Genomic DNA, 26179 nt, shown 5'->3' with positions numbered 1-26179 from the left:
TATTGCTGGAGATATGGAAAAGGAGGAGCCGGATGAGCAAGTCGGTAACGGCACTGCGCCCAGAGCCTGAATATGCAGGCACCCGAATGAAGAAAAAACGCGGAGCGGTCGGGAGCATCTTTTACGAACTCCGAAGCAACAAATTTATGTATGCTTTAGCCCTTCCCGGCATGTTGTGGTTCTTTGTTTTCGCTTATTTTCCGATGGGCGGTATTGTCATTGCCTTCCAGGATTTCAAAGCGGTCAAAGGGATTGCGGGCAGCGAGTTCATCGGACTGAAAAACTTCGACTTTTTCTTTCGTTCGAACGATTGGATCAAGATCGTGACCAACACAGTGTTTCTCAATGTATTGTTTATTGGTTTTGGAACGATAGCTGCGGTCGCTATTGCGGTCATGGTGACTGAAATCAGGGGCAAAGCGTTCAAAAAGATATCACAGTCGGTTATGATCTTTCCGCACTTTCTTTCATGGACGGTTGTAGCCATGATTATGACCGCATTCGTTGCGACCGAGGGAGGATTCCTCAACCAAATTCTCGGCGCCTTCGGAATTCCGCCGGTTGTCTTCTTATCCTCCCCGCAATATTGGCCCGCGATATTGGTGCTGCTCAAAATCTGGCATGGAGCCGGCTTCGGTTCGATCGTCTACATGGCCTCGATTGCCGGCATTAATCCGGAGATTTACGAATCGGCTTCGATGGACGGCGCGAGCCGCTGGCAGAAGATTCGCTTCATCACTTTGCCGCTATTGAAACCGACGATCATACTGCTGACGATACTGGCCGTAGGCGGCATATTCAACGGTGATTTCGGCTTGATTTATGCGATTGTCGGCCGCAATCCCGCGCTCTATCCGACGACGGACGTTATCGACACGTACGTCTTCCGGGCATTGATGGACCTCGGAGACATGGGTATGTCCGCCGCCGTAGGCTTTTTGCAATCGTTCGTCGGCTTTGTACTTGTCGTAGCCGTAAACTATATCGCCAAGAAAACGGCGCCGGATTCCGCCATCTTCTAGGAAAGGAGAATATCGAATGATCAAGGAGAGTTTATCGGACAAGCTGCTCAAACTTGTTTTTTACTTCATCATCGTTTTATTCGCGGTTTACTGTTTCATTCCGTTCTTGGCCGTACTTGCAAGCTCCTTCACTTCGGAAGCCGAAATATTGAGAAACGGGTATATGATATTTCCCAAGGAATTCAGTCTGGAAGCCTATAAGCTGATTTTCCAGGATAGCACAATCTATAGGGCTTATGGCGTGACGATGTTAGTAACCTTCGCAGGAACCATATTGTCCATGCTCTTCACCAGCGCTTTGTCCTATGCAATCTCGGTGAAAACCGTGAAGTACCGAAACGGGATTGCTTTCTACGTATACTTCACAATGCTGTTTCATGGCGGCTTGGTCGCATCCTACCTGCTTATTTCCAAATATCTAGGTATGAAGGATTCGATTTGGGTGCTCATCCTCCCCAGCATGATCAGCGCGTGGAACATGTTTCTGCTGCGGAATTTCTTCGCCACCATCGACGAATCGCTGGCGGAATCCGCCAAAATCGACGGCGCTAACGATGCTTATATCCTGTTTCGCATCATTCTACCGTTATCGCTTCCCGCTCTCGCTACGATAGGACTTTTCTATGCGCTGGGGTATTGGAACAGTTGGTTCAATGCGCTTCTCTTCATTAACGATCCGAATAAGTTTCCACTGCAATATTTGATTCAGCGAATTATGAACAATTTGGACTATGTCAACCAGGTGGCTGCGAGTGTTAACGTTCCGAATTTCATTGCGCCGGCTATTACGGTAAGGCTTGCGACGACAATCATGACGATCGGTCCGATCATTTTCCTTTATCCGTTTCTGCAGAAATATTTTGTAAAAGGTTTGATGGTTGGCGCCGTTAAAGGCTGAATCCGCTCAGTTCAGCGGTTTAGTATTGATGAACGATAATCAAAAAGGGAGGCAAACAATGAAATCGAAAACAATCGCATCCGCTCTGCTGGCCTTGACCATTCTCGGATCGACGGTTGCATGCAGCAGCAAACCGGAATCAGCAAGCCCCGACGCCGGCGCATCCGGGAAGCAGTCGGCTCTGGCGCCTGTAACGTTAAAGGGAATGCTGTTCGGCGATCAGCCAAAGGACATGCAGGCGGTGCTCGGTGAATTCGAGAAACGGACGAAAGATACCTTGAACACGACGATCAACATTCAATGGAACCCGATCGGCGATCATAAACAGAAGGTCAAGCTTATGATGGCCGCGGGCGAAGATGTCGATTTCGTCTTCGATGCCGATTTTTTGAACCTGAAGGAGCTTGTGCCGGAGGGCGCTTATGCCCAGCTTGACAAATACTTCAACAACGACGCATACCCGGGCCTCAAGCAAGCGTTTCCTCCGGAATATGTAGAGGCGAACAAGCGGTATGACGGACATTTGTACACGATTCCATTCACGCAATATTACTATGATCTTCCCGTCATCTACATTCGCAAAGACCTGCGTGAGAAATACGGATTCCAGCCCATCAACAGCTATGACGAACTGCAGAAATTTTACGACAAGGTGCTGGAGAACGAGAAGGGCATTACGCCGCTTGCATTACGGGGAGGCTCCGGGTTCCAGGAGATTTGGCAGGGAGAAAATAAGGATTTGCCCACCGTTCGGCAAGTTCAGGTCGCGGGAATCCCGTTCATGGTCCACCTGTCGGACGATATGAAGAAGGTTGTTGACATTGTCGAGCAAGGCGATCCGGCATCGGAGTGGGCCAAGCTGCCGGCTCCTTACAATGCGATGAAGACCGCCTTCCCGCAATACGACAAGTGGGCGGAGTGGAGCAAATATCTGGAGAAGGACGTCATCAGCCAGAAAGACAGCGGAGCCTATTTCATGTCCGGCAAAGCCGCATCCTATTATGGGACCTTATACTCCTTCGCCAAAGACAGGCAAAAACTGCAGGACACAATCCCCGGAGCGGATCTGGAATTCTTCGTGCTCAGAACGAAAGCCCGGAAGATGAAGCCGCACGCCATCAGCACCAACTATCGGGCCAACAACTCCATTGCTATACCGGCCAGCTCGAAGAATATCGAAAGAACGATGAAGTTCTTTGACTGGCTCTTCAGCAGCAGGGACAATCACGATCTGTTCGAATACGGCGTTCCCGGCAAGCATTGGGAGCCGGTAGGCGAGAATCAAATCAAATATCTCGATGAATCGAAAAATTACAATTTCCCTGGCTATGAATTCACCTGGAATCCGTCGATGATCCGGCTCAGCAGCGATCTGGACGAAACTGCGAGGAAGTACTTTGAATATTCGGCGAAAGCGGACACGTACTATACTGCGCCGCTCGGTAATTTCGCATTCGACAGCAGCAGCTTCAAAGCGGAATTCGCTAACATCTCATCCAAAACCGATCCTTTCATTCAGCTGCTCAAGGCTGGCCAGATTAAAGACTGGGAAACGCAGGTGACCAAGCTCAAGGGTGAGCTGGTTACTCTCGGCATGGATAAGCTTCGCGGCGAGCTGAAGAAGCAAATTCAAACGTACCTCGATAACGGAGGCAAGTAATACACGGACGATTCGAAGATTTAAGCAAATGCAGCAACGAGGCTGCAGGTACTTTAACAAAGCAGGAGCATCGTTAGACTCTTGATGCGTCAAGGTCTAACGATGCTCTTTTGCTTTGGCCGCGAAACCGATACAAGTCTTCACTTCGGCTTAACTTATACGCAGCGTTAAACTTTAAATGCGTTAATGTTTAGCTATGCTGTTAAACTATGCTTCCATGCCCGCTAAGCCTTATTTTTGTTTCTCCAATAACCCCGCTTCCTCCTCGATCCGGCTGATATCAATACGCTCGAATAACAGCGCCAGGTTCTGAATCCGCCGGCCTGCCGGCACTGAGGCCAACTGCCAAACCGGCTGCTCCAGTGTTAGAAACGTTCTTATTTTCTCACAGGAGAAGGGGATGAAAGGATGGAGCAAATTCGCCAGATTCGCTATAATTTGTACGCACGTATAGAGCGTTTCCCCGCACGCTTCCCTGCTTTCCTTAACCTGCACCCATGGTTTTTGATCATCAAAGTATTTGTTTCCCCGGCGGATACAGGCAAAGATTAATTCAATGGCCTCCTTCAGATGCCCCGCTTCAATAAGAACCCCGGAGTCTCGGTACAAAACCTCCAATTCCCCTCTCCAATCTTCACTAAGGTCACCTTCAGGTATACGTCCCCCAAAAGCTTTCTCAATAAAAGCCAACGTACGGTTGACAAAGTTTCCAAAGGCGCCAAGAAGCTCTCCGTTATGGCTGTAGATAAACTCTCTCCATGAGAAGTCGGTGTCCCGTTTCTCAGGACCGTTTGCAATAAGAAAATACCGAATGGAATCGGGTTGATACCGGCTCATGATGTCCGGCAGCCAAACCGCCCAGTTGCGGCTTGTAGAAAATTTCTTCCCTTCCAGGGTCATATATTCACATGAAATAATTCGGTCCGGCAAATGAAGGCCCCCCGCTCCTAGCAGCAGTGCCGGCCAAATTAACGTATGGAAGGGTACATTGTCTTTGCCATGCACATAATAAGAGGTTATCGGCTCCCCTGTCCCGAGCCAGAATGACTCCCAATCCCCGCCAGTCTCAACCGCCCACTGCTTGCTTGCAGATAGATAACCGCACACCGCTTCAACCCAAACGTATATTTTTTTATCTTCGAAGCCGGTAAGGGGTACGTCGACCCCCCATGTTAAATCCCGGGTTGCAGCGCGGTCCTTAAGCCCTTCTTCGAGATACCGCTTCGTTAAATGCACCGCATTTTCTCGCCAGCCCTTCGCTTGTTCCGCATACTCGGCCAATTGATTCTGGAACGCGGAGAGCGAGAGGTAATAATGCTCTGCCATACGCTCCACAGGAGTATTACCGCAAATCTTGCAAGTCTTATCCGTCAAGTCTGCCGGATCAAGCAGGGTGGAACAATAATCGCATTGATCGCCCCGAGCTCGGTTTCCGCAAACAGGGCACGTACCTTCCACATATCTGTCGGGCAGAAAACGCCCGTCCGTTTCGCAGTAAGTCTGCTCGACTGTTTTTGCATATAAATACCCATTTTCGAGCAGCTTCAGGAACATCTCCTGCACGACGCGGTGATGATAATCCTGGTCAGTACGGGTATACAAGTCAAACGTAAAGCCCAATCGCTTAAAGCACTCTTCGAATTCCAGATGGAACCGGCCCGCGATCTCCCCGGGAGATACCCCCTCCTGAGCGGCTTGAACGGCGACAGGCGTGCCGTGGCTATCGCTGCCCGATACATAGAGCACCTTCTCTCCCTTTAAGCGATAATAGCGCGCAAGTACATCCCCGGGTAATAAACTCGCCAAACGTCCCAAGTGCAGTGAACCGTTCGCATAAGGCCATGCTCCGCCAATAAAAATATTCGCCATCCAGACGTCCTCCTTTTTGTTGAAGCACAAAAAAACCCTCATCCCAAAGGGACGAGAGCTATGCTCACGCGGTACCACCCAATTTCATCAATGCCTTGCGGCATTCACCTCTTCAGGTACGACGCTGCCCGCGTTTATACCCTAGCACAGTAACGGGTGCGGGATCCGGCGCAGCCTACGACCCGTCAAGGTTTTCGATGCGCAGCTCCAAGACCATGTTCCCAAGGCTGTTCTTTACTCCTTTTCAGCTGCCGGAGCTCTCTGCAGAAAGACATCGCCTATGGTACTCTTTCTCTTCACAGCTTTTTTCAGAATATTCATGTTATTGGAAATAATACTGAACCTTGTTTCCAAAGTCAAGATAGTTTCTGATTCCGCACTCAATCCCCAGCCGTTACACACAATTCAAGAACCACATTGCCAAAGCTCTGTATGTCCTTCAAATAATCGTAACCCGCGGGATTGCGCTCTGTAGCATATACACTCACCTTTACGAAAGTACCTGTAGTAAAAGTGCATACTTACATTTTTACAGTGTGAACTTTATACTCAAGAATAACAATAATTAAGGAGGACATATCGTTGAAAACTCTTGTTGTCGTAACACACCCAAGCTTAGAAACATCCGCCATTAATAAGCGATGGGTGGAAGAACTAAGAAAATATCCGGAGAAGTATACCGTTCATGAATTATCCAAGGCTTACCCTGATGGAAACATAGACGTGGCAAAAGAACAAAAATTGGTTGAATCGCATGGCAATCTCATTTTCCAGTTTCCAATATATTGGTTCAACTGCCCGCCGCTTCTTAAAAAGTGGTTTGACGATGTATTAGCGTACGGGTGGGCATATGGTTCAAGTGGAGATAAATTAAAGAATCGTAAAGTTGCTTTAGGCGTAACTGCAGGAATCAAAAAAGAAGATTATAGTGAGAACGGAAGATACCGGTATACACTTGAACAATTATTAGCTCCGTTTGAAACGTCCTTCCTCTATTGCAATGCAGATTATCGTTCGTTTTTTGCGTATTACGGCACAGAAAATGAGCCTGGGGAAATTGATCCCGGTGCAGAAAATGTGCCTGCTGCAAGCAGATTGGAAAAAAGCGCTCAAGATTATTTGAATTTTGTTGATAGTCTTTAACTTTATCTAATTATTAAAAGAAGTATTTCCTTGCTGAGGAAATACTTCTTTTGATATATACAACAGCTATGGCTACCGCTTTACAGCCTCAGGAGCCGGCAAGCCGTTTTTCTCTCCCCACTCGCACATCATATTTAACACTGGGATGAGAGAAAGACCACGTTCAGATAATGAATATTCAACCTTTGGCGGTATTTGTGGAAATTCCTTGCGTATGATAAGGCCATCAGCCTCCAGCTCCTTTAACATGATGCTTAGCGTTTTATAGGAAATGGTACCGATGCATCTCTTGAGCTCATTAAACCGCATAACCTTATTTTCAGTCAGCCAATACATAATGATCATTTTATACTTACCGCCTATTAAGGACAACGTATATCCAAAACCAGTGTCTTTTAACTCCACGCCAGTCGGAACACAGGTTTCGCGCATAAGTTATACTCTCCTTCCGTTAAGTCTATGCAAAGCGGCGCCGTTTGTCATTCGACATATTCCGTTTAACTTCCAGCCAGCGTCGACCCGGTTTCCAGCAATGTCTTCATGCCCGAAAGCACTATCGGCAAACCATTTTCAAGGATCTTCGCCGTGCTTGCAGCCTGTTCGAATTCATCGTGCACTACGGTTACGAGGGTCACTCCCTCAAGCTCAGCATGCGATTCGATCTCCCACGTGATGCGTGACGGACTGTCGCCGGCCGTGCCCGGTAGCGAGAGAAAGCGCCAGCTCATCACAAGCTTGCTTGGAGGATCGATGGCAAGAATAATCCCTTCCGCTTTCTTCTCCTCCCCATTCCAAAGTTCGAACGGAGAGTCGATTTCCCAGGTGGACCGGAGAGCGCAATTGAACCAAAACTTCGACGTCTTGGCAGGATCCGTGAGAGCTTGCCAAACATGTTCCGGGCTTGCTTTAATCGCGATCCGGTTTACATGACGGGGTTTGTTTTCCATATTCCTTCCACGCTCCAATTCGTTTTGAAGGGATGTTAATCCGATCGCCCATGATTCAGTGTATTTACTCACCCATCGCTCGTAAATTTGACGTATGGGGACCGCGTTCAAGTAATGAAGCTTTTCCCGGCCGACCTTCCTCGTAGTGATGAGTCCGGCTTCCTCCAGTATATTCAAATGCTTCATGACACCGAATCTTGACATGTCGAGCGGGGCGCAGAGGTCATTCAGCGTTCGTCCGTCCGACTTGTGAAGCAGATCCAGAAGCATGCGGCGGCTGGGATCAGCGAGCGCCTTGAATATTTCGTTGTTCAACAGGAACGCCTCCTTCCGGCAGTCTGAATAAATTACTTTGCGCCTCTTGACACGTTACCGTATGGTAACGTATATTAAAAACAACAAAAGTGACTGTATAGTCACATGTTAACACAAACAGATCTGCTTGTCAGTAATATCTAAGCGGTGAATACGGCAGACGGCGAACAGGTTTAAGCATATGAAATAATAAGCGGTCCGGCAGCCGGTTGCAGCAGCCAACAAAAGGAGATGATTTGTTATGAGTACGGTAGAACAGAAGAATGTTGAAACGGTGACCGCGTTTATCGAGGACATTTCGAACCAGAGCGCATTGGATAGGACAGATCAGTTCTTTGCAGGGCAAATGGTGGAGGCCTTCACGGATCGACGCTACATCATAGACGATATCCTCGTCCAAAGAGAGAAGGTAATCGCAAGAATCTTGATGGAAGGTACACATAAAGGTATTTTTGCAGGAAATGAACCCACGGGCATAACAGTGAAGGCGACGCAGTTTCGTGAATTTCGAGTAGTCGACGGTAAAATTGCCGAACATCACGGCTGGTTCGATACAGGTACACTTTTGCCCCAGATTCAGGCTCCGTCAATTTAACCAAAGAACTGACAAATAGGAGATGTGTTGAGATGAAAACGATAGAACAGAACAATATTGAAACAGTAACGGCGTTTATCGAGGCTTTTTGGAATCGAAGCGAATTGGATTGCGTGGACCGGTTTCTATCTGCCGATTATCAAGAGCTCTCCTACCAATCCAAAGAGGGCCTGAAACAATTCGCCGCGAGGATATTGGAAGCCTTTCCGGATAAACAGTACACCGTCGAAGAGATCATAGGCCAAGGGGAGAAGGTACTCGTAAGAATGACTGTGAGAGGCACGCACCAAGGAATGTTCTTTGGAACAGCGCCGACTAACAATGCAATTGATGTCACGCTGTACCGTCAATATCGTGTCGAGGACGGCAAGATTGCCGAACATCGCGGCTGGATCGATATGGTGACCATGTGGCACCAAATTCGGGGTAAACAAAGATGATCTTAACAATTCCATACCTCGTCTTACCAACCGAATTGGACAAATGTATACCCTGTAAAACCAATCGACACTATTATTGAGAAGGAAGTAAGACCTTTCATCCACAAAGGCATATGCTTTCGCTTAACCATACGATAAACAGCAAATACAGTTGTAAACAGCGTTGCAAAGATCATTACTCTTCTGATCCATACCACACCTGTCATCGCTCCCATTGCGTTCGTTGAACCGCCAAGCACAAGAAGAATCCCCATATGAAGCCAATGATGCGAAGAAGCAATAATCGAGAAAATAACGGTTGATACCGAGGCTGCTAATGTTGAAGCGGCCTCTTCCTTATGATTGTACCGATGTTTCATTGTTCTCTCTCCCCGTGACTGTAAACTCTTAATGCAGAATCCTTCCTGACTTCAAGCAGTGATTGAGTAAATGCTTTAAAGCTTTCCGAAAACTGAAATTGTTCCGATTCTGACATTTTGCTTAGTATGGAATTATAAAATTCAACGGACTGATCGCGCAGCCTTTGTATTGAACGTATCCCTTTTTCAGTTAAAGCCAGTATGACTTCTCTACGGTTATTTTCGTTCAGTTCTCTTGAAACAAAATCCCCTTTAACCAGTACATCAATGAGTCTGCTGACCGAACTTCTTTCCAGTTGAAGCTTTTCAGCCAGCTCCGTTATAGTGAGCGTTTGTTTTTCCAGCTCTTGCAGCGCAAATACTTGGGATAAAGACAAAGAAAAACCGCAGGGTGTTTTTGTTTGCTCCAAAAGACCAAATGATCGAATAAATTGCTGCATAACATCCCTTAGCTGCAGGACATTTTCTCTTTGCACTTCAAATACCTCCCCACAATGATGTGTTATGCATCATTTGTATTATACACGTATAATTTACTACAAGATTTAACAAAGGTCAACCCGTTTTTTCTACAGCATTCACCCCCGGAAGCGCCTAAGACCGGGTCTTGTCCCAGGTGTACTTTCGTTCCGGCCTGCCAACCGTTCCGTATATTGTTTCGATATTGAAAATAAATCCGAACTTCCGCTGTTTTATCGAAATATAGTCCCGTCTAATCGATTGTCGCTCCTATTTCACCCGCTCCGCAGGACAATTACATCATGGCATCATGGCTTCCGTACCTTCACTCCAATTGTCCGACTCTTTCCCTGGACACGCGCCATTCTCCTGCACCCACACCCACATGGCAGCAAAAATAGGCTGCAGACGCTGTCCGCGTTCGGTAAGCTCGTATTCAACATGTAAAGGCACCCCAGGGTATAGAGTGCGTGTCACGATTTTTTCCTCCTCCAACATGCGCAAACGATCGGTCAAAGTTTTCGGACTGATCGGATGAAGCGAACGTCGCAGTTCCCCGAAACGCTTGGTGCCGTTAAACAATTCACGCAATAGCAGCAGATTCCACTTGCCGTCTAAAACCTTTAAGATCGGTTCAATTTGCCCCGGACATGACGGACTGATCATCGGTGATCCCTCCATAGTTCATTTTATGAAACTATAGCACCTTAATGTAACTACTTTTCAAATGTATCACAGATCGCTACCATTGTGAATAAAGAGGGAAAAATAATTGAAGATAAAAAGGAGAACAGACATATGAAAAGAGAATTTGAAGTGGATTCGATGGAGTACCCTTTCAAAGACCACTGGATGCCCTATCGTGACGGATTCATTCATTACATTGACGAAGGACAGGGACCGACGATTCTTCTCCTTCACGGGAACCCCACATGGTCATATCTCTATCGGAATGTCATTAAGGAACTGCGCGGCGAATTTCGTCTTATCGCGTTGGACTACCCTGGAATGGGCATGTCAAAGGCGCCATCCCGGTATGGATTTACGCCACAAGAGCAATCTGATGCAGTCATCGATTTTATTCGTCGCATGGACCTCAAGAATTTTGTTCTGGTCGTTCAGGATTGGGGTGGACCGATCGGTTTAAATTACGCGGTCCGCCACCCGGAAAATCTGCGTGGAATCGTCGTGATGAATACATGGGCCTGGCCGGCGACTCTCCCCGCAATGAAGATGTTTTCTTTGGCCATGGGGGGATGGCCCCTCGGATACTGGCTTCAGACACGGCGGAACTTCTTCGCCAAAAAAATTGTTCCGCACGGGATTTTCCAAACTGAAAAAGTGACGGAAGGTTTGAGAAAGGCCTATACCGATCCTTTCCCAACTCCAAAATCAAGGAAACCGACATGGGTATTTCCAAGGCAGATTCGGAAGGCTCGCTCGTGGCTCGCGGAAATTGAATCTAAACTGCACGTGCTGTCTGATTTACCTGCGCAAATTCTGTGGGGTGCCAAAGATAGCGCCGGTTTTCCGCTCACAGAGATGGCTAGATGGCAGGGATACCTCAAAATGAACGAAACCGAGACTCTCGATGATGCCTCTCACTACGTGCAAGAGGATCGTCCCGACCGGGTTGCAGCCTCTATCCGCAAAGTCATCGGAAGAACATCTGAAAAATTGACAGGGTGGGCTGAAAAAAATAGAGTGACGTGAAGACCTTCACTTAAGTAAACGCCCTGAAAATAGAATGGAATCGGAATTGAACCGGTGCCATTTTTATTTTTTATAAACATTCCTTGACAGGAATATTCCTGATAGTGTATATTTAATTCAACAAGAAGATAACCATAATGATGAAGGAGATGAGGTTATACCAAGAGGCTATCATTAACGAGGTGAGCGACATGTCAGGGAAGAATCCGGGCATGGACATGACGATGCTAAGCGCTTTGGCGGAACCGAACCGTAGGAATATCGTCGAACTTCTGCGCGACGGTCCGCTGACGGTGGGGGAAATCGCCGACCGGCTGGGACTTCGGCAGCCCCAAGCCTCGAAGCATTTGAAGGTGCTAAGCGACAGCGGGATTCTGGAAGTAAAGGCCGAAGCCAATCGCCGGATCTACAAGCTCCGGCCCGAGCCCTTCCAAGAACTGGATTCTTGGGTAAAGTCCTTCCGGCGCATCATGGAAGACAGATTCGACAATCTGGAAGACTACTTGCGGGAACTTCAAGAAAAGGAAAAGTCATAATACCATTTATAAGAATAAGGAGGAAATACAATGTCAAACAACGCTATGATTTCGAGGGTAGAGAACGATCGGGTGCTGGTGCTGGAGCGCGTTTTCAACGCGCCGCGCGAGCTCGTGTTCAAGATGTTTAAAGAGCCTGAGCATCTCAAGCACTGGTGGGGCCCGAGAGGCTGGGAGCTGCCGGTCTGCAACATCGATTTCCGGCCCGGGGGCGTTTGGCACTACTGCATGAAGTGCGTCGATCAGAACCAAGGCCAATTTTACGGCATGGAATCTTGGGGTAAAGGCGTTTATAAGGAAATTGCCGAACCGGAGACGATCATCTATACCGATTACTTCTCGGATGCCGAGGGCAATTCCAACGAGGCCATGCCGGCGACCGCTGTTAGATTGGAATTTATCGATCTGGGCGGCAAGACGAAGCTCGTCAACCGTGCAGAATATGTGTCTGCGGAGGCCCTGAAGACCGTCATGGACATGGGCATGCTTGAGGGCATCACCCAAACTTGGGACCGTCTGGAAGAGCGCCTGAACGAGTTTAAGTAAGGAAATACTGGACAGCCGCCTGGCTATAAGAGCCGGCGGCTGTTTGATTTTAGCGTCTTGCTCTTAGATTGGCTTATTCGCTGGAGTCAAAACCTCTAAAGTAATAGAGCCTCAGGAAATTGTGAGCCGCGTAAGCGTCAAACTCTTCCCACCTTCAACCACTCGGCTAGCTATCAGATCATGAGATTAACCTGAATACAGAGGGTATCTCATGAATACCAAAGAACAACACAGACAAGATTGGCAGGCACGCATCGCAGCCTATCGGACAAGTGGCCTCACGATGAAAGCTTGGTGCTATGTGACGCTTACGCCGAACGCCGGGTGCGTGCGATCACGCTCCTAACGGCTGCCGTAGCATTAGGAGCATTGGCCGTTGCCCTGTTTCCGGTCGTCCGGAGTCTAATTCCTTCTTAACGAAGAAGCGGCCAAAGGTGATCTGACATGTAAGTCAGGTTCTGGGGTAGAGACACATGCCGATCAAGCTAAGGATATATTGCACCCCCAAAAGGAAGAAAATTTGATTTTTTCCTGTTTGGGAGGATGTTTAAATTCTCTTAACTTGATGGCTATGTGGTACTACCCCCAAAAAGAAGGACCCCTCCGATCGGAGGGGCCGAAACTTGCTTGCATACTCACAAACTACTTCTCGTAAATCGTGACAGCCACCTTCCCCTGATTGCCGATGAAGGCGCCCCCGGTCGGTTTAGCCAGCTGTACGCTGAATGTTTCGAATGACTCTTTCATCTTATCGTCGATTAGCGTAATAGGGATCGTCTTGCTGCTTTCGCCCGGCGCAAAGGTCAACGTGCCCGATGCGGAAACAAAGTCTTCCCCGGCTATGGCTGTACCCGAACCCGTCGCATAATCCACGGTTGCCGGTCCTCCCGTATACCCCGTACGGGTTACGACGACCGTAACCTGACCGGATTTTTCCAAGCCGTAGTAGTGAAGAGCGCTAAATTCAACTTCGCTTGGCGGTGGATCGTTCTCAAAAATGGTCACCTGCCCACTTGCATTCTGTCCGAGCTTGCCCATGGTAGGGTTGCTGAGCGTTACGGTGAAGGTCTCATCACCTTCATAGACTGTGTCGTCACGCACTTCGATTTCAATTAGAGCCGAAGATTGGCCTTTATTGAAAGTCAGGGTGCCGCTCTTTGCAATAAAGTCGCTGCCGGCTTCGGCCGTGCCGGACGCCGTCATATAATCGACGGTTGTAACCGCATCCAAATTGTTCTCGCGCAGCACGTTGAGGCTGAGCTTGTAGCCGGTCTCCGTTATCGTGTAGGTGCCGCTCTCCAGCGTCACCATCGGATGGGGTTCATTTTCCAGAATCGTCACGTCCGCACTATTCAAGCTGCCGATGGTCGCGCCGCCTGACACGGACTGCAGGACTAAATGAAAATTTTCGTCGCCTTCATACACGCTGTCATCGATTAACGGTACCTGAATCGTCTTCGACGTTTCGCCATCCGCAAGGATAATATAACCATAATGACCGAGATAATCCTCACCTTCGTTTGCGCTGCACGGCCAGTAGTAGCACCCCTCATACCTGTAGTCAACCGCCACTGCGCCTTCCGCTCCGTTCGTGCGGTTCACGGTCAGGTTTGCATATCCGTCACCCTCACCGGCTGAATAGGAGCCCGCACTCAGGCTAATCTCGCCCGCAGCCGGATTCCGGTAATCCTCATCCGCAATCAATACGTTCGCGATAGAGTTGCCAAGCGTCGCTCCATACGGATCGCTAAGCGTGAAGGTGATATTCTCATCTCCCTCGGCCAGGGAATCGCTGTGTGTTATATATATGAACTGAATTAATGTCACCCCTTCCTCGAAATACAGGATTCTGTCTTCCGAAGGCGCTTCATACGCTTCGTAATCTTCGTTTATTTTGGCCGAGCCGCCAATGGTAAATGAGACACTCGCAAATCCTGATGATCCGCCGGTGCGTTTAATGTTTAATAGGAAACCGCCACGATCTTCCGGCGTCACATAATCATCAGCAGAAATTGAGATTTCGCCGACAGCCTCTTCCGCGTGCGCCAAAGCGCCGAACGGCAGCAGGACAAGGACGAACATCACTAGCAGCGAGGCGATCTTTTTCCATTTACACGGTCGTTGTCTTGTGGATCTGATCTCTTGCATGAGAAACCTCCCGAATCATTTTTTTACTTTTTAATACAATTTGTATCATCTGGAATGGGGAATCTAATAAATTTATATCTTCCCCCTCTCTTAAAGTGTTTTATTTATTAGATGGGGACGATCTGGATGGTGGAAGGTAAAGAAAGATTAACTTAGATCCTTTGGAATATAAAGTGTAGAACCCTTCTATATGAATAGTTTCACGGACTGTTGCAAACTTAATTTGAAAACTCCGGTTATTTTCTACTTTCAATTATAGAATCGATTATTTCACGAAACTATAAGAATCTTTCTATACTAGTTGTCTTTTTTATACTTTCTAGTGTTATCTTATACGGATATTTTTAGTGCCTTAACCCTCAACTCGATTGACATTGCATGAATAGGAGGCGTTCATGTCTGAAAGAATCCCGAAAATAATGGTCCCTTGAGCTGCAGTAAAACAAGTGCTTCCCTGTAATCCCCGTAAAGAAAGCCAATGGAATCTACCGGGTTCTTAGTCAGGCTGCTTTTTGCCTGGCTTAGAACCGGTGAGTCGCTTGGCTTTTTAGGGGACGAATACGACGGAACATTAATCCACTTGTTGAGATGTCTTTAATACTATGGTGATAAGGAATCTCTCGTTTACTAATGTGTTTCGCTTTTATAATCGTCAAGACAAAAAAGACCCGAAGGGTCTATTACTCGATTTCAATAATATTCTTTTGAAGTTATTCCTCATGTATTAGAGGGAAATCGACCCCATATCAATTTTCGTCCTATATAGCGCAGTTCCAGCCATATGAACAAGGTGGGGGCCATTTGACGCTTACGAACTATGTTACAAGAATAGGACTGAAAAAATACAAAATATAAGCCATGCGAGTGAAATCGGCGCATGGCTATCATTATATGTATTAATAATATTAAAAACTAATTGTCGGGCAGTTTGATGCCGTGCCAGCCGCTTACATAGCATTGGCCATAGTCATTATCACCCACAGCAACCACCGTGCCGTTCGATTTAAGGCCGAGAGTATGAGCGCAACCCGCCGCAACCGCCACAATATCGCGCCAGCCACTTACATTGCATTGGCCATGCTCATTCCAACCCACAGCCGCCACCGTGCCGTCCGATTTAAGGCCGATGGTATGACTACTACCCGCCGCTATCGCCACAATACCGCGCCAGCCGCTTACATCGCATTGGTCACGCTTATTCCAACCCGCAGCCGTCGCCGTGCCGTCCGATTTAAGCCCGACGGTATGAAGGTAACCCGCCGCTGCCGCCACTATGCCGCGCCAGCCGCTTACCTTACATTGGCCATACCGATTATTACCCACAGCCGCCACCGTGCCGTCCGATTTAAGCCCGACGGTATGCCAGTCACCCGCCGCTACCGCCACCATATCACGCCAGCCGCTTACATTGCATTGGCCTTCATTATTTCGACCCACAGCCACCACCGTGCCATCCGCTTTAAGCCCGACGGTACGACGCCACCCCGCCGCAACCGCCACAATATCGCGCCAGCCGCTTACATCGCATTGGTCATGCTTATTCCAACCTACAGCCGCCACCATGCCGTCCGATTTAAGCCCGATTGTATGAGCGTTACCCGTATGAGCATTACCCGCCGCAACCGCCACAATATCGCGCCAGCCGCTTACATCACATTGGCCATATTTATTATCACCCGCAGCTGTCACCGTGCCGTCCAATTTAAGCCCGACGGTATGACGATATCCCGCCGCTATGGTATTTATAGGCCACCTTGGCACCATATCATTCCTCCTCGCATCCTTTTCTTTCCATCCGCTCATATTTGATCATACAACATTCATGCAAGATTTCGTTTCATATTCCTTGAACCCTTGCGCACCAACCCAATATTTCGTTTAATATTGTTGTAGAACTTTAAGGTTTAACTTAAAGGAAAGGTGATCAACAATGGAAATCAGTTATACGCCGAAGCAGATTGCCAAGAGACTTAGCGTTAGCACGACCACCTTGCGACGATATGAAGAACTCGACTTGGTACCCGACGTACCTCGAACAGCAAGTAAAAGAAGATGTTACACATCGTTCCATGTTCAAGCATTCGTTGCCTTACGTGCTTTAATTAAGGGATACGATATTCCTGTCGTCTACGATGTCATGAGGTTATTAAAGAAAGGCCACATAGAACAGGCTCTATGGGTAGTCAATCTACAGCAATACAACATTCAAACAGAAAAGCAACGAATCCGAGAGGTCATAGGACTGATTCGAAAAACCGATTTCTCTAGATATAGAAACATACTGATAACGGAAGAGATGAGTATCGGGGAGGTTGCCGCTATAGCTGGTGTTAATACATCCGCTATTCGACATTGGGAAAAGGAGAGGCTAATACGCTCTGAGAGGAATCCGGAAAACGGATACAGGGTCTTTACACAGCGAGAATTAAAAAAAATTATTATCATCAGCAGTTTAAGGAAAACAGTCTATTCTATTGAGAGAATGAAACCGTTACTTGAAGCCTTAGAGACACAAGATTTAACTGCTATTGAACACTCTTTCCAGGTAACTCTGCAGAAGCTAAATGAGCAATTGGCAAATCAATTGAAGGGCATATCGGAAATGATGAGATACATAGACAATTTTGCAAAGTAGAGCTATCCTCCCCGTCGGGATCAAAAAAATCCAAACAATAAAAACCGTCGGAAATAGATGACTTAGATACGCTGACCCCTTTCTCTATTAACCTTGAGCGTGATTTAATCATGTTATGAGACTCTAGGTTGAATGGGATGTGCGTATACTCATTAAGCTCATCCGACTTTACTAAAACAATCGAAGTTTTATTTGCAAAGCTTATTTCGGCAATCTGTTCATAATCAATATTATTTTCTAAGTTGTCTTCAATATAGTCAATAGCATGGTTCATACGTTGAAGCCAATCCACGGCGATTCCTCCTTTCAAAAGGGGCATATCATGCGGTAGATCAATTCGCCTGATTTTTCATAAGGGTTGACATTTCCACTAAATGGATATAAAATCAAACTGTACGGTACAGTATGATTTTTCGCACCAAAGGAGGCAGCTACTTGAATTCCAGAGAACTTTCATCCCGAGCACAGGCCAAACAGGCTCAAATCCGGTCGGCGGCCGAACGATTATTTCTTAAGAACGGATTTGCAGCCACGAGCATGGACGCCATAACGGCGGAAGCGGGTGTCTCGAAACAAACCATATACACCTACTATCCGAGCAAAGAGGACCTACTGGTCGACGTATTAAAACAGGTGATTCACGGCTTAACCGATAACTTGTTCTCGCTCGGAAGCATGGTGATAAACAGCCGCGACGAGCTTCGGCAGGCGTTAAACGCCTTGGCACATCAATTCATTTCGACTTTGATGCAATCCAGCTATCTGGCGTTGGTTCGTGTGATTATTGCCGAAAGTCCCCGGTTCCCGCAGCTTGGCAAGCTTTTTCGTTCGACCGTCCCGGAACAGGTCGTGAAGAGCGTTTCGGCTATTTTGGAGCAGTCGAATGTTAAGGGATTAGTGAAAATAACGGACGTCAATGGGGCCGTACGCATGTTTGTCGGACCGCTGCTGACTTATATTCTGCTCGACGGTCTTCTAATCACCGACCGTCCGCCCGAGCAGCCTGACCCCCAAGACATTGAAGCAATCGTAAGTCTGTACTTGAAGGCGTTGGAGCACAACGATAAAGGAGTTTGAGCAAGGTCGACAGTATTCGGAGTCACCGTAATTTCAGGAAAGGGGGTGGTTCCACGGCAGCCCGATGAGAAAGGTCTACTCTATTGTTGTCGTCACGGCAATATAAATTGGGAGGCGAACTCTTAAGATGAAGATTCTATTCACCAGTTTTCCCGGATTAGGTTTCTTTCTGCCTATCGTTCCTTTTGTGTGGGCGGCCCGAGCGGCCGGACATGAGGTACTCGTGGTCACGACCGGCCCGGCTGTTGATGCAAGCGGCCGTGCGGGACTTCCGACAGTAGAAGCTTCGCCGGATGTGGATATCATGGGGAAGCTCCTTAAAGGCGGGAGCTCGGTCAAGGGCATCCGTGATCCTTTCTCGAGTGAAAATATGCAGAGTGTCGCTAGTATGATGGCTCAGGTCAGCAAACATACGGCGGATCGTACGGTGGAAGTCACCCGTTCATGGAAGCCGGATGTGATCGTGCAAACGCCGTTTGACGTCGCCGGATCGCTGGCAGCTTCTCTTCTCTCGATACCTACTGTTATTCACGGCTTTGGCATTCTATCGGCGGGCAAAATGTCGAATATGACCGATCTCATTTATGAGGAATTGCGCCCGGTATGCGAGCGGTACGGCGTAACAGGGGAGCGGCTGCGCCCGAACGCGATCATTGATACATGTCCGCCCAGTATGCGTGAGCTGGATCGACCATCCGCATGGTTCGTCCGCTACGTCCCGTACAATGGAGGCGGCGCACTGCCCGAATGGCTGCTGGAACCGAAGGCGCGTCCGCGCATCTGCGTCACGCTCGGCACCGTGCTCCCTCATACGGCCGGTGTCAGCGGGATAAGCGGAGTCATTGAGGCGGTGCGCAATCTCGATGCGGAGGTTGTTTTGGCGCTCGGGGAGACAGACCCTTCCGTGCTCGGAGCTTTGCCGCCGAATGTTCGCACAACCGGCTGGATTCCGTTAAGCGCGCTGGTGCCGACCTGTTCCGCCATCGTACATCACGGGGGAGCGGGGACGACGATGAATGCTGTGGTGGCCGGCGTTCCGCAGCTCGTGTTTCCGCATATGGCGGACCAGCATATTAACGCTGCCGCCGTAGAGAAGCGAGGGATCGGGCTTACGTATCTACCGGAGGAAACGGATGTTGAGACGCTGCAATGGAGCCTGTTTAAACTTCTCGATGATCCGTCCTTCACCCAGGCGGCTCAAGAAGTCAAGGGGGAGAATGAAAAGCAGATTCCTCCTGCAGAGCTTATTCCCCGCCTAGCGGAATTGGCGGTCAGGGCCTAAGCTCCCGGTCAGACGCAAACGGTCATACAGATCCCGACTGTACCCGCTGACGAAAGTTTCCAACAAGCACCTGCTGCCAGTCGGAAAATATCCGACGATCAGCGAAATCTGATAAAAAGGAAAAGGAAGTAAAAATCCTCCGCAACGTCGGATTTTACTTCCTTTTCGTTCAACGCCTGCTGCGCTTCTCCCTCTCTCCTATGCTTCGACCCTGATCAATTGGCCGATTTCCAATGTTTCACCGGCTAAGTTGCTTGACTTGTTGCCAACTACTTTAATGTAAACACGATTTTCGTAGTAACCGGTCGTACGGGCTACCTCCAGCAGTTTTTTCGGCCATTCGCCCGCCCAGCGGTAACCGTCTCTTCTTTCTTGCTCAATTTCGAGAATATTATGTTTGATCACGCCATCACGCCCCGAGAATATCGGAAGATTGGTGCCGATTTGGTAAAACCGGTACCATGTCGTGCTTAACGGATCTTCATAAAAGTATTGTCCTTGCGGATCGCCGGCTACATATTTTATGCCTTCCAGCTTGACCTGATCAAGCCACTGCAAGGCGCCGTCAACAGCTGCCTGCACCTCGGGAGACGGGTTCGGCAAAGCCATCAAATATTTTATAACACCTACAGACTCCGAGCCCGAAATTGACGGATGCTCGTAAGAACGGGCTCCCATGGGTACATAAGTGACCGGATCATGCTGCGCGCACCAGGCGGTCAGATTGCCGTCAACCTTGATCTGGGATTTCAAAATATAACCCAAACCCACACCCAAAGCTTCATGAATCCGCACAATAAGCGCGTCCGACGCCAAATCGGTATTAAACGGATATTGCTTCTTGGATACCATCGTTAACACATTCATAACCCGAATCATGGCGTTGTCGTTAAAAGTGACATAATCGGAATAGTTGCCTCTGGCCGGATAAGCCTGCGGCCACCCTCCGCTCGGATACTGCGCTTCCAGCAAATATTCAAGTCCCCTGAGCACGGAAGCCTTGTACCGTTCATCCCCTGTCTCTTTGTACATAACGGCAAGAAAAAGAATTTCATTGGTCGTAGCGTTATTGTCGATGGTGCCTATATAGCCATGCTCACTGGAATACCAGTCGGACTTCGCTTCCTGGCCGTCCCAGGCCCTGCTATACTTTGCCTGCATATTTTTAAACCAGGCACCGTTGTCCAACTGCCAGCTCAGAAGATAATCGGCTTGCTGAATGTTTTTCGCCGCATCGCTGGAATAGTAGGACGCTGTCAGAAATGGAATATTATGCGGATTCTCTGCGATCTCCCGCTGGAATGTAGCATCCGGGTTCAATGCTTCTTGTATACGAAAGACGGCAACCGTCTGTCCGCTTTTGTTCACCCGGGTGCTGACTTCGTTGACTGTCAGATTTGGAGTAAGACCGGGACTGAGAGACTCCCAGCTTCCCATCGCCGAAAGCAATTGAAAATCGGCTGCGTCAAAGTTATTGAGTTTGCTGTTAAAGGTCACTTCAATGGTATGGGCATCCGTTGCTGCCGCTCCAACCATTTGCACAGGCCCTCCCGGCACGCTGCTCTTTTTCAGAGTGACATTATACGTAACCGGTTCGGCAGCATTGCCGGCCAAGTCCTTGGCGGATACCGTGATTGTATTTTTCCCTTGTTGCAAACTGACTTTCGTTGTGAAAGCCAAATCTCCGGACACTCTAATTTCCTGGCCATTGACCCATACCGTGCCCGCTTCGCTTAATCGGCCTGAAACCGGATAAGGATTGGAAGACGCATTATAGCTATTGTCGACTTTCTCTCCTTCCGGGTTATCCAACATAATGACAGGAGCGGTATTGTCATAGACGACCCGCAATGAAACGGCAACCGTCATGTTGCTTGAAGGATCTGTAGCTTGAACGGCAATAATATTGTCTCCCAGCTCCAGTTCCACCGTTGTGCGGAAGGTAAGATCGGAAGCCACCTCGATATGCCGGCCGTTCATCGTCACGGCTGCTTGCTTGTCCACTCGTCCCGATACGGTGAATGTGGGATTGTTCACGTGAGTATCCAAAGGATCGAGTGTTAATACAGGGGCGGATACATCGCTTAACGGAATGATGCCAATCCGCAGCGGGTTCCAGTTATCATTGCCCTTTAACACATTTTGTACCGTGTACTGACTTGCTTCCTCCGGTGTAAGTTGCTTCGACCAGCCAGCCCGCGCTTTGGGATTTGCCCCCGGACCTCGGCTGTTATACTCTGAGTATCTGGCTGTTTTCTCATTTTCCACTTTACCCCAATTGTTCCAGCCGTACGGTGCGATCGACGAATCGATCATCGTATCGATAAATGCAACTGCAGCGTACGGACGCCAAGGTCTTCCGAAATAAACGTTCTTGATCCCTGCATCAGAGGTAATCTCCGAATTCAGGAACACGTACCCGTACGGTGTATCCTCCGTCGTACTTGCGGCCGTCAACATTCCTCCATTGCGTTTGCTGTGGATTTGGCAACGGTCGAACACCGCCGTAGATTGCCCGAATATAAAATCGACATCCCCTTCAACAAAGCAGTTACTATAATAATGTCTGCCATTATTGGTGAACAGCGTATCCTGGTAACCGAGGAAACGGACATGGTCGAAGTAAGCGCGATCGCCCCTGATATAAGCAGCAACAGCTTGACCCGTATTCATGCCGGAATCATTCTGGATTGTTAGATTTTTCGCAATAAAATCGGTAGGATAAATAAAGAGACTCGAGCTTTGGGACGTACCCAGCGGAGTTCCATCAGGACCGGGCGTGCTGGCGTTGTCGTTATAGACCAATACCGTGCCCTCCCGGCTCTCGCCTACGAAACTGAGATTAGTCTTGGTGCTCGGAACTTTCAGCTTCTCGCGGTATACGCCGTTTTTGATATAAATAACATGGCGTTTCGTACTGTAGTTCGGAGCCGCGTCCAATGCCGCCTGCACCGTTGTGAAATCACCCGTCCCGTCTTTCGCGACAACCACGACATCCGCCGGCGTAACCGCGATCGGTTCGGAGGAATAACTTTCTCCCTGATCGTTCTCCGCCGAAATCACATAATCGTACGTTGTGCCATTGTCCAACCCCGCATCCTGGTAGCTTGTACCATAGATATTGGAGGCGACGGTCTCATATTGACCGCTGTTGAAGGCTCCGCGTTTGATGGTATAAGATATTGCTCCGCTCGTCTCTTGCCAAGTCAAGATCACTTGGGCGTCTCCGGCAATCGCTTCTATACCTTGCGGAATCGCAGGCGCTCCGTTACCGGGTGCAGGGACAACTTGAACGGAGGCAGAATTGGCGCTTGCAGTCACCGGACTTGCGGCAGATACGACATAGTAATACCTAACCCCGTTACTGACCGTAGCATCTGTGAATTCGGTTCCCGTTACACCGCCGGCAACCATCTCATAGTTTATGCCATTCTCTGTACTGCGCTTCACAACATAGGATTCAGCTCCGGCGACCGGGTTCCAACGAATCGTCGTCTGGCCGTCACCACTTTCGGAGGTCAAGCCGGTCGGGGCGTTCAACGGCGCCATCGGCATGACACTAACCGTCGCAGATGGCACACTTTCCCCGCCTGCACTGACAGAAGTGACCTTATAATAATAAGTCAGACCGTTATCCAGTCCGAAATCACGGTACTTGGTATCCGCTACCTCGGCAACCATCGTATAAGGACCTTCCGGATTGGTGCTTCGGTAAATTTTATACGAATTGACCTTATTCGCATCCATCGAAGTTTCGGAGCTGCCCTCCAGCCCGATCGCCCATTTGACCGCGGCATCGATAAGCGTCCAGCCCTCAGCCGTCATCACGGCTTCCTGACCGGCGAACAGAAAGGTGGAAACTTGCCGTGCGAGGATCGGCTCTCCGTTAACGTTGCTCGCGCCTTTCTCATAACCGAAAATAACCGCCTGACTCTCATTGCCTGCAGCAGTTGCAATAATAACCGCCGACTCGCCCGGCGTTCCGTAATTGATTTCTCCCGCCTGCGTATAGACGTCAACTATTCCGCTTAATCCGGCAGCAAGCGGATGAGCACTGTCCTTAATGACAACCGAGGTTTGGCCCGCGATATTGCCAAAGTCTCCTTCATTCGCCTTACTGAGACCTGCGTCGTCCAGCACATACGGCTCGGAATAGACGACGGGCACCGTCGAATATTTGAATTTGTCAGCAATATAAGACGAACTGGAGGATTCACTAACAAACACCAGATCGTTGCTCCCTGCATCGGCGGAAGTGACGGTCCGATCCTCCGCGAACGTTACGGTGAATCCCAAGGATGTAAAGTGTTCCATCGCAATACTGTCAGAATCTGTACCGGTTCCGACGTATAGAATCGATCTGCCGTGGCCGAATCCGGGCGGTGCCCAGCTTACATCCGCCTGGCTGTTCCTGGGTATGGCCGCAAGCTCAACCGGTGCGCCCGGCGGACTCGGAACAATCGTGTCCGCCAATTCCGCAGACACCTTAGTCGCAGTCAAGGGACTTCCTAACTGAATCAATGAGAACACGAGCAAAAAGACCATTACCAGTATTCCTTTTTTCATAAGCTGCTCCTTTGCTTTCTGAGTTGTAAGCGCTTTTATTTGTTTGCCTATTTTAGCGATGAGACGTCGTTCTCAACATTTACAGCCTGCTGGAGAACCCACATGAAGTACAGGGCTTTAGCAGCTTTCTCTCGGGTTACTGTCAATTTCGGTTCAAGCTCTGTGCCGTTAACCATTTGTCCCCTGGCAATTCCTTTCTCGGAACGGATAAGGCCCAGATCATATGCTTCCTTCACTTTAGAAGCCAAGTGAGGTGCGATTTGCGCCGTATCCATCAACTGCTGCCAGGAAACAAGAGGATAGTACATCGCGCCTCTGGCACCCGGGTCCATATACGGATCATAATCCGGGTCATCGGGTACCACGGCTGTTCCGTTATAGTCGGTCATGTATTTCGGCTTACTGGTGAACTTCGCATGATACGCGTCATCCAGAATAGCGCCCATTATTTCCCGAGTAAGCTTCCCGTCCGGGTAGCCGGCGAATGTCGATTCTTCCAAATTCATCAGCTTGGAAATAGATTGAATGAATTCGTGGGCGGTCATCTCCGCATCCGGATTAAAGTTTCCGTGACGGTCCTTGCTCATAACTCCCAACTGAATCAACTTCTCAATCTGATTGCGGTAATAAGCACCTTCACCGGTTGTTGTATCGCCGGCCATTTCGGGGAAAACCTTTGACCAGTCACCTGTTGCGGCAGCATGCCTGATACCCGCTTTAAGATAAGAAGCAAGCGCAGCTGCTGTAGAATCGCCGGCTTCCCCTGTTTTCACGAGTTCGGTCACAATGATTCGGGCGAATTGTTTGGCTAAAGCTTCTTTATAGTGAGTCCCGTCAATCACCTTTAACGGATGACCGTTGGCGTAACTTCCTCGAGTCGTCATGCCGGGAGTTTCTCCCGCTTCAATGGACATGACGGTGGCTGTCGTCGCTTCCACTCCGATCTCGTTATAAAATTTTACGCTCTCCGAATTAAGATCGATAAGTGTCACTCCTGATTCTTCGGCCGATCTTTTCATAATGTCGGGAAACTTTCGGTTTACAAAAGAATTGGTGTAGACATAACCCGGAGCCGCATTACCTCTGACTCTTGACATCGGAGTGATCAGTACAGGGATCATGCCCCTTGCGCGGATGGCAGGAAGGTAGATTTCCTTAATATAGGTTTCATACATCGCTTCTGTCGACCCTCTGCCAAAACGCCTGAACTCATCGGTGCTCTCATCGTTATGTCCGAACTGAATGAACACATAATCCCCGATACTGCCGCTTATTAAAATATCATTAAATCGCCCCTCCGTGTAAGCGCTCTTGAACGAACGCCCGCCCATGGAATAGTTAATAACATTCACTTTGTCCGGATTAAACATGGCGTCGATGACTTGGCCCCAGCCGCTCATTGGCGTTTCGTCGAAGGTGTAGGATTTGACCGTTGAATCCCCGAGTGTGAATATCGTCGGAAGACTTCCATCCTCTCGTTGCTGCGGCAGGATCGGCTGCAGAACAATTTCCTCAACACCGACGGGAGTATTGACTTTGTTCGGCTCAATTTCTATATCCAGATAGTCCCGTCCGTTTACATACGTATAGGTCCACTCCTTGCCGAGCGCGGTTGCGATAACCTTTTTGGGCACCAGCTTGGCTGCATCCCATGCCCCGCCTCTCAGCAGGCGGCTGGTCTCCATTCCCGAGACCGATACCGTTGTGTCTGCAGCGTCGGAAGTCGTTTTCACATACACGCTGTAAGCACCGGGAGGGGCTTGAATACGGAAGGCCATGCCGTAATTATTATAATTAACTTTCTCGTAATTCGGTTCTGCAAAGAAAACAGGCTCCGTAATGTAAAAGCCCGTACCATCCGAAGTAATGGTAGCGGTATGAACTGCCCTGGATGGCATAGCGCTGGTCTCATTAACAAAACCATACCCGACAGAAGAGTTATACAGCGGGGCACCACCTTTTAACAAAT

24 protein-coding genes and 1 other annotated feature are annotated in these 26179 nt (G+C 48.8%); of the genes, 13 read left to right on the top strand and 11 right to left on the bottom strand.

The window, feature by feature from the left end; genetic code table 11:
- The first annotated feature begins 32 nt into the window (after positions 1–32).
- Genes KZ483_RS04575 through KZ483_RS04565 form a run of 3 tightly spaced genes read left to right on the top strand, consistent with a single transcriptional unit; the run spans position 33 to position 3580 of the window.
- Complete coding sequence (locus KZ483_RS04575) at positions 33–1022, top strand: ABC transporter permease (protein WP_220351551.1); 990 nt, start codon at positions 33–35, stop codon at positions 1020–1022.
- A gap of 16 nt (positions 1023–1038) precedes the next feature.
- The gene (locus KZ483_RS04570; protein ID WP_220351550.1) at positions 1039–1920 is read left to right on the top strand and encodes a carbohydrate ABC transporter permease; all 882 of its coding nucleotides are present in this window, start codon (positions 1039–1041) and stop codon (positions 1918–1920) included.
- 58 nt (positions 1921–1978) lie between these two features.
- Positions 1979–3580 carry an ABC transporter substrate-binding protein gene (locus KZ483_RS04565; protein WP_220351549.1) on the top strand — a complete coding sequence of 534 codons (1602 nt, stop codon included), beginning with the start codon at positions 1979–1981 and terminating at the stop codon, positions 3578–3580.
- Positions 3581–3811: 231 nt separating this feature from the next.
- On the opposite strand, the gene metG is transcribed toward KZ483_RS04565, so the two are convergent.
- Entirely contained in the window at positions 3812–5449 is a 1638-nt protein-coding gene (gene metG / locus KZ483_RS04560; RefSeq protein ID WP_220351548.1) for a methionine--tRNA ligase, read from the bottom strand.
- Positions 5450–5493: 44 nt separating this feature from the next.
- Positions 5494–5758: a binding site (T-box leader), on the bottom strand.
- A gap of 273 nt (positions 5759–6031) precedes the next feature.
- Here metG and KZ483_RS04555 point away from each other — a divergent pair.
- The gene (locus KZ483_RS04555; RefSeq protein ID WP_220351547.1) at positions 6032–6592 is read left to right on the top strand and encodes an NAD(P)H-dependent oxidoreductase; all 561 of its coding nucleotides are present in this window, start codon (positions 6032–6034) and stop codon (positions 6590–6592) included.
- A 72-nt stretch (positions 6593–6664) separates the two neighbouring features.
- Here KZ483_RS04555 and KZ483_RS04550 read toward each other — a convergent pair whose 3' ends face one another.
- Both KZ483_RS04550 and KZ483_RS04545 read right to left on the bottom strand, forming a co-directional pair.
- Positions 6665–7024: a winged helix-turn-helix transcriptional regulator gene (locus KZ483_RS04550; protein WP_220351546.1), complete on the bottom strand. Its 360-nt coding sequence runs from the start codon at positions 7022–7024 to the stop codon at positions 6665–6667.
- A gap of 65 nt (positions 7025–7089) precedes the next feature.
- Entirely contained in the window at positions 7090–7854 is a 765-nt protein-coding gene (locus KZ483_RS04545) for an ArsR/SmtB family transcription factor (RefSeq protein WP_220351545.1), read from the bottom strand.
- Between the two features lie 241 nt (positions 7855–8095).
- Here KZ483_RS04545 and KZ483_RS04540 point away from each other — a divergent pair, with 241 nt between their 5' ends.
- Positions 8096–8449, top strand: a complete 354-nt coding sequence (locus KZ483_RS04540) for an ester cyclase (RefSeq protein ID WP_220351544.1) — start codon at positions 8096–8098, stop codon at positions 8447–8449.
- Between the two features lie 32 nt (positions 8450–8481).
- Positions 8482–8889 carry an ester cyclase gene (locus KZ483_RS04535; RefSeq protein WP_220351543.1) on the top strand — a complete coding sequence of 136 codons (408 nt, stop codon included), beginning with the start codon at positions 8482–8484 and terminating at the stop codon, positions 8887–8889.
- Between the two features lie 23 nt (positions 8890–8912).
- Here the strand turns inward: KZ483_RS04535 and KZ483_RS04530 are convergent, their stop codons facing one another.
- From KZ483_RS04530 to KZ483_RS04520, 3 genes are all read right to left on the bottom strand, one after another.
- A complete protein-coding gene (locus tag KZ483_RS04530) occupies positions 8913–9248 on the bottom strand; it encodes a hypothetical protein (RefSeq protein ID WP_220351542.1) in 336 nt (111 codons plus the stop codon).
- A complete protein-coding gene (locus KZ483_RS04525) occupies positions 9245–9724 on the bottom strand; it encodes a MarR family winged helix-turn-helix transcriptional regulator (protein ID WP_220351541.1) in 480 nt (159 codons plus the stop codon). The genes KZ483_RS04530 and KZ483_RS04525 overlap by 4 nt, the downstream gene beginning before the upstream one ends.
- 283 nt (positions 9725–10007) lie before the next feature.
- Positions 10008–10373 (bottom strand): winged helix-turn-helix transcriptional regulator, encoded by a 366-nt coding sequence (locus KZ483_RS04520; RefSeq protein WP_220351540.1) that lies wholly within the window; start codon positions 10371–10373, stop codon positions 10008–10010.
- Positions 10374–10505: 132 nt separating this feature from the next.
- Here KZ483_RS04520 and KZ483_RS04515 point away from each other — a divergent pair, with 132 nt between their 5' ends.
- From KZ483_RS04515 to tnpA, 4 genes are all read left to right on the top strand, one after another.
- Entirely contained in the window at positions 10506–11420 is a 915-nt protein-coding gene (locus KZ483_RS04515) for an alpha/beta fold hydrolase (RefSeq protein ID WP_220351539.1), read from the top strand.
- Positions 11421–11611: 191 nt separating this feature from the next.
- The gene (locus KZ483_RS04510; protein WP_220353258.1) at positions 11612–11956 is read left to right on the top strand and encodes an ArsR/SmtB family transcription factor; all 345 of its coding nucleotides are present in this window, start codon (positions 11612–11614) and stop codon (positions 11954–11956) included.
- Between the two features lie 30 nt (positions 11957–11986).
- Complete coding sequence (locus tag KZ483_RS04505) at positions 11987–12502, top strand: SRPBCC domain-containing protein (protein ID WP_220351538.1); 516 nt, start codon at positions 11987–11989, stop codon at positions 12500–12502.
- 211 nt (positions 12503–12713) lie between these two features.
- Positions 12714–12848, top strand: a complete 135-nt coding sequence (gene tnpA / locus KZ483_RS29030; RefSeq protein WP_397376148.1) for an IS66 family insertion sequence element accessory protein TnpA — start codon at positions 12714–12716, stop codon at positions 12846–12848.
- Between the two features lie 296 nt (positions 12849–13144).
- Here the strand turns inward: tnpA and KZ483_RS04500 are convergent, their stop codons facing one another.
- Both KZ483_RS04500 and KZ483_RS04495 read right to left on the bottom strand, forming a co-directional pair.
- Positions 13145–14650, bottom strand: coding sequence for a Calx-beta domain-containing protein (locus KZ483_RS04500; RefSeq protein WP_220351537.1), 1506 nt, complete (start codon positions 14648–14650; stop codon positions 13145–13147).
- Positions 14651–15562: 912 nt separating this feature from the next.
- Positions 15563–16414: an RCC1 domain-containing protein gene (locus KZ483_RS04495; RefSeq protein WP_220351536.1), complete on the bottom strand. Its 852-nt coding sequence runs from the start codon at positions 16412–16414 to the stop codon at positions 15563–15565.
- 166 nt (positions 16415–16580) lie between these two features.
- Between KZ483_RS04495 and KZ483_RS04490 the strand changes: the two genes are divergently transcribed.
- Complete coding sequence (locus KZ483_RS04490) at positions 16581–17285, top strand: MerR family DNA-binding transcriptional regulator (RefSeq protein ID WP_220351535.1); 705 nt, start codon at positions 16581–16583, stop codon at positions 17283–17285.
- On the opposite strand, the gene KZ483_RS28280 is transcribed toward KZ483_RS04490, so the two are convergent.
- Positions 17176–17577, bottom strand: a complete 402-nt coding sequence (locus KZ483_RS28280; RefSeq protein WP_258881797.1) for a hypothetical protein — start codon at positions 17575–17577, stop codon at positions 17176–17178. The two genes, KZ483_RS04490 and KZ483_RS28280, sit on opposite strands and share 110 nt — an antisense overlap.
- A 143-nt stretch (positions 17578–17720) precedes the next feature.
- Here KZ483_RS28280 and KZ483_RS04480 point away from each other — a divergent pair, with 143 nt between their 5' ends.
- Together KZ483_RS04480 and KZ483_RS04475 are read left to right on the top strand one after the other, a co-directional pair.
- The gene (locus tag KZ483_RS04480; RefSeq protein WP_220351534.1) at positions 17721–18362 is read left to right on the top strand and encodes a TetR/AcrR family transcriptional regulator; all 642 of its coding nucleotides are present in this window, start codon (positions 17721–17723) and stop codon (positions 18360–18362) included.
- A 127-nt stretch (positions 18363–18489) separates the two neighbouring features.
- Positions 18490–19644: a nucleotide disphospho-sugar-binding domain-containing protein gene (locus tag KZ483_RS04475; protein WP_220351533.1), complete on the top strand. Its 1155-nt coding sequence runs from the start codon at positions 18490–18492 to the stop codon at positions 19642–19644.
- A 198-nt stretch (positions 19645–19842) separates the two neighbouring features.
- Here KZ483_RS04475 and pelA read toward each other — a convergent pair whose 3' ends face one another.
- Together pelA and KZ483_RS04465 are read right to left on the bottom strand one after the other, a co-directional pair.
- Positions 19843–24210, bottom strand: coding sequence for a pectate lyase (pelA, locus tag KZ483_RS04470; protein WP_220351532.1), 4368 nt, complete (start codon positions 24208–24210; stop codon positions 19843–19845).
- Between the two features lie 47 nt (positions 24211–24257).
- On the bottom strand, positions 24258–26108 hold the full coding sequence (locus KZ483_RS04465) for a GDSL-type esterase/lipase family protein (RefSeq protein WP_258881535.1): 1851 nt from the start codon (positions 26106–26108) through the stop codon (positions 24258–24260).
- Between the last annotated feature and the right edge of the window lie 71 nt (positions 26109–26179).

The sequence above is a fragment of the Paenibacillus sp. sptzw28 genome, from assembly GCF_019550795.1.
Classification (GTDB): Bacteria; Bacillota; Bacilli; order Paenibacillales; family Paenibacillaceae; genus Paenibacillus_Z.
The sequence above is the reverse complement of the archived record's forward strand: the minus strand, read 5'-3'. Positions and strand labels throughout refer to the sequence as shown.

Excerpts from the sequence above, each read along its gene's own strand:
- tnpA (WP_397376148.1), top strand. The coding sequence starts at position 12,714 with ATGAATACCAAAGAACAACACAGACAAGATTGGCAGGCACGCATCGCA.
- KZ483_RS04520 (WP_220351540.1), bottom strand. The coding sequence starts at position 10,373 with ATGATCAGTCCGTCATGTCCGGGGCAAATTGAACCGATCTTAAAGGTT.
- KZ483_RS04550 (WP_220351546.1), bottom strand. The coding sequence starts at position 7,024 with ATGCGCGAAACCTGTGTTCCGACTGGCGTGGAGTTAAAAGACACTGGT.
- KZ483_RS04515 (WP_220351539.1), top strand. The coding sequence starts at position 10,506 with ATGAAAAGAGAATTTGAAGTGGATTCGATGGAGTACCCTTTCAAAGAC.
- KZ483_RS04500 (WP_220351537.1), bottom strand. The coding sequence starts at position 14,650 with ATGCAAGAGATCAGATCCACAAGACAACGACCGTGTAAATGGAAAAAG.
- KZ483_RS04490 (WP_220351535.1), top strand. The coding sequence starts at position 16,581 with ATGGAAATCAGTTATACGCCGAAGCAGATTGCCAAGAGACTTAGCGTT.
- KZ483_RS04530 (WP_220351542.1), bottom strand. The coding sequence starts at position 9,248 with ATGAAACATCGGTACAATCATAAGGAAGAGGCCGCTTCAACATTAGCA.
- metG (WP_220351548.1), bottom strand. The coding sequence starts at position 5,449 with ATGGCGAATATTTTTATTGGCGGAGCATGGCCTTATGCGAACGGTTCA.
- KZ483_RS04505 (WP_220351538.1), top strand. The coding sequence starts at position 11,987 with ATGTCAAACAACGCTATGATTTCGAGGGTAGAGAACGATCGGGTGCTG.
- KZ483_RS04570 (WP_220351550.1), top strand. The coding sequence starts at position 1,039 with ATGATCAAGGAGAGTTTATCGGACAAGCTGCTCAAACTTGTTTTTTAC.
- KZ483_RS04475 (WP_220351533.1), top strand. The coding sequence starts at position 18,490 with ATGAAGATTCTATTCACCAGTTTTCCCGGATTAGGTTTCTTTCTGCCT.
- KZ483_RS04510 (WP_220353258.1), top strand. The coding sequence starts at position 11,612 with ATGTCAGGGAAGAATCCGGGCATGGACATGACGATGCTAAGCGCTTTG.
- KZ483_RS04540 (WP_220351544.1), top strand. The coding sequence starts at position 8,096 with ATGAGTACGGTAGAACAGAAGAATGTTGAAACGGTGACCGCGTTTATC.
- KZ483_RS04495 (WP_220351536.1), bottom strand. The coding sequence starts at position 16,414 with ATGGTGCCAAGGTGGCCTATAAATACCATAGCGGCGGGATATCGTCAT.
- KZ483_RS04535 (WP_220351543.1), top strand. The coding sequence starts at position 8,482 with ATGAAAACGATAGAACAGAACAATATTGAAACAGTAACGGCGTTTATC.
- pelA (WP_220351532.1), bottom strand. The coding sequence starts at position 24,210 with ATGAAAAAAGGAATACTGGTAATGGTCTTTTTGCTCGTGTTCTCATTG.
- KZ483_RS04575 (WP_220351551.1), top strand. The coding sequence starts at position 33 with ATGAGCAAGTCGGTAACGGCACTGCGCCCAGAGCCTGAATATGCAGGC.
- KZ483_RS04465 (WP_258881535.1), bottom strand. The coding sequence starts at position 26,108 with ATGCCATCCAGGGCAGTTCATACCGCTACCATTACTTCGGATGGTACG.
- KZ483_RS04565 (WP_220351549.1), top strand. The coding sequence starts at position 1,979 with ATGAAATCGAAAACAATCGCATCCGCTCTGCTGGCCTTGACCATTCTC.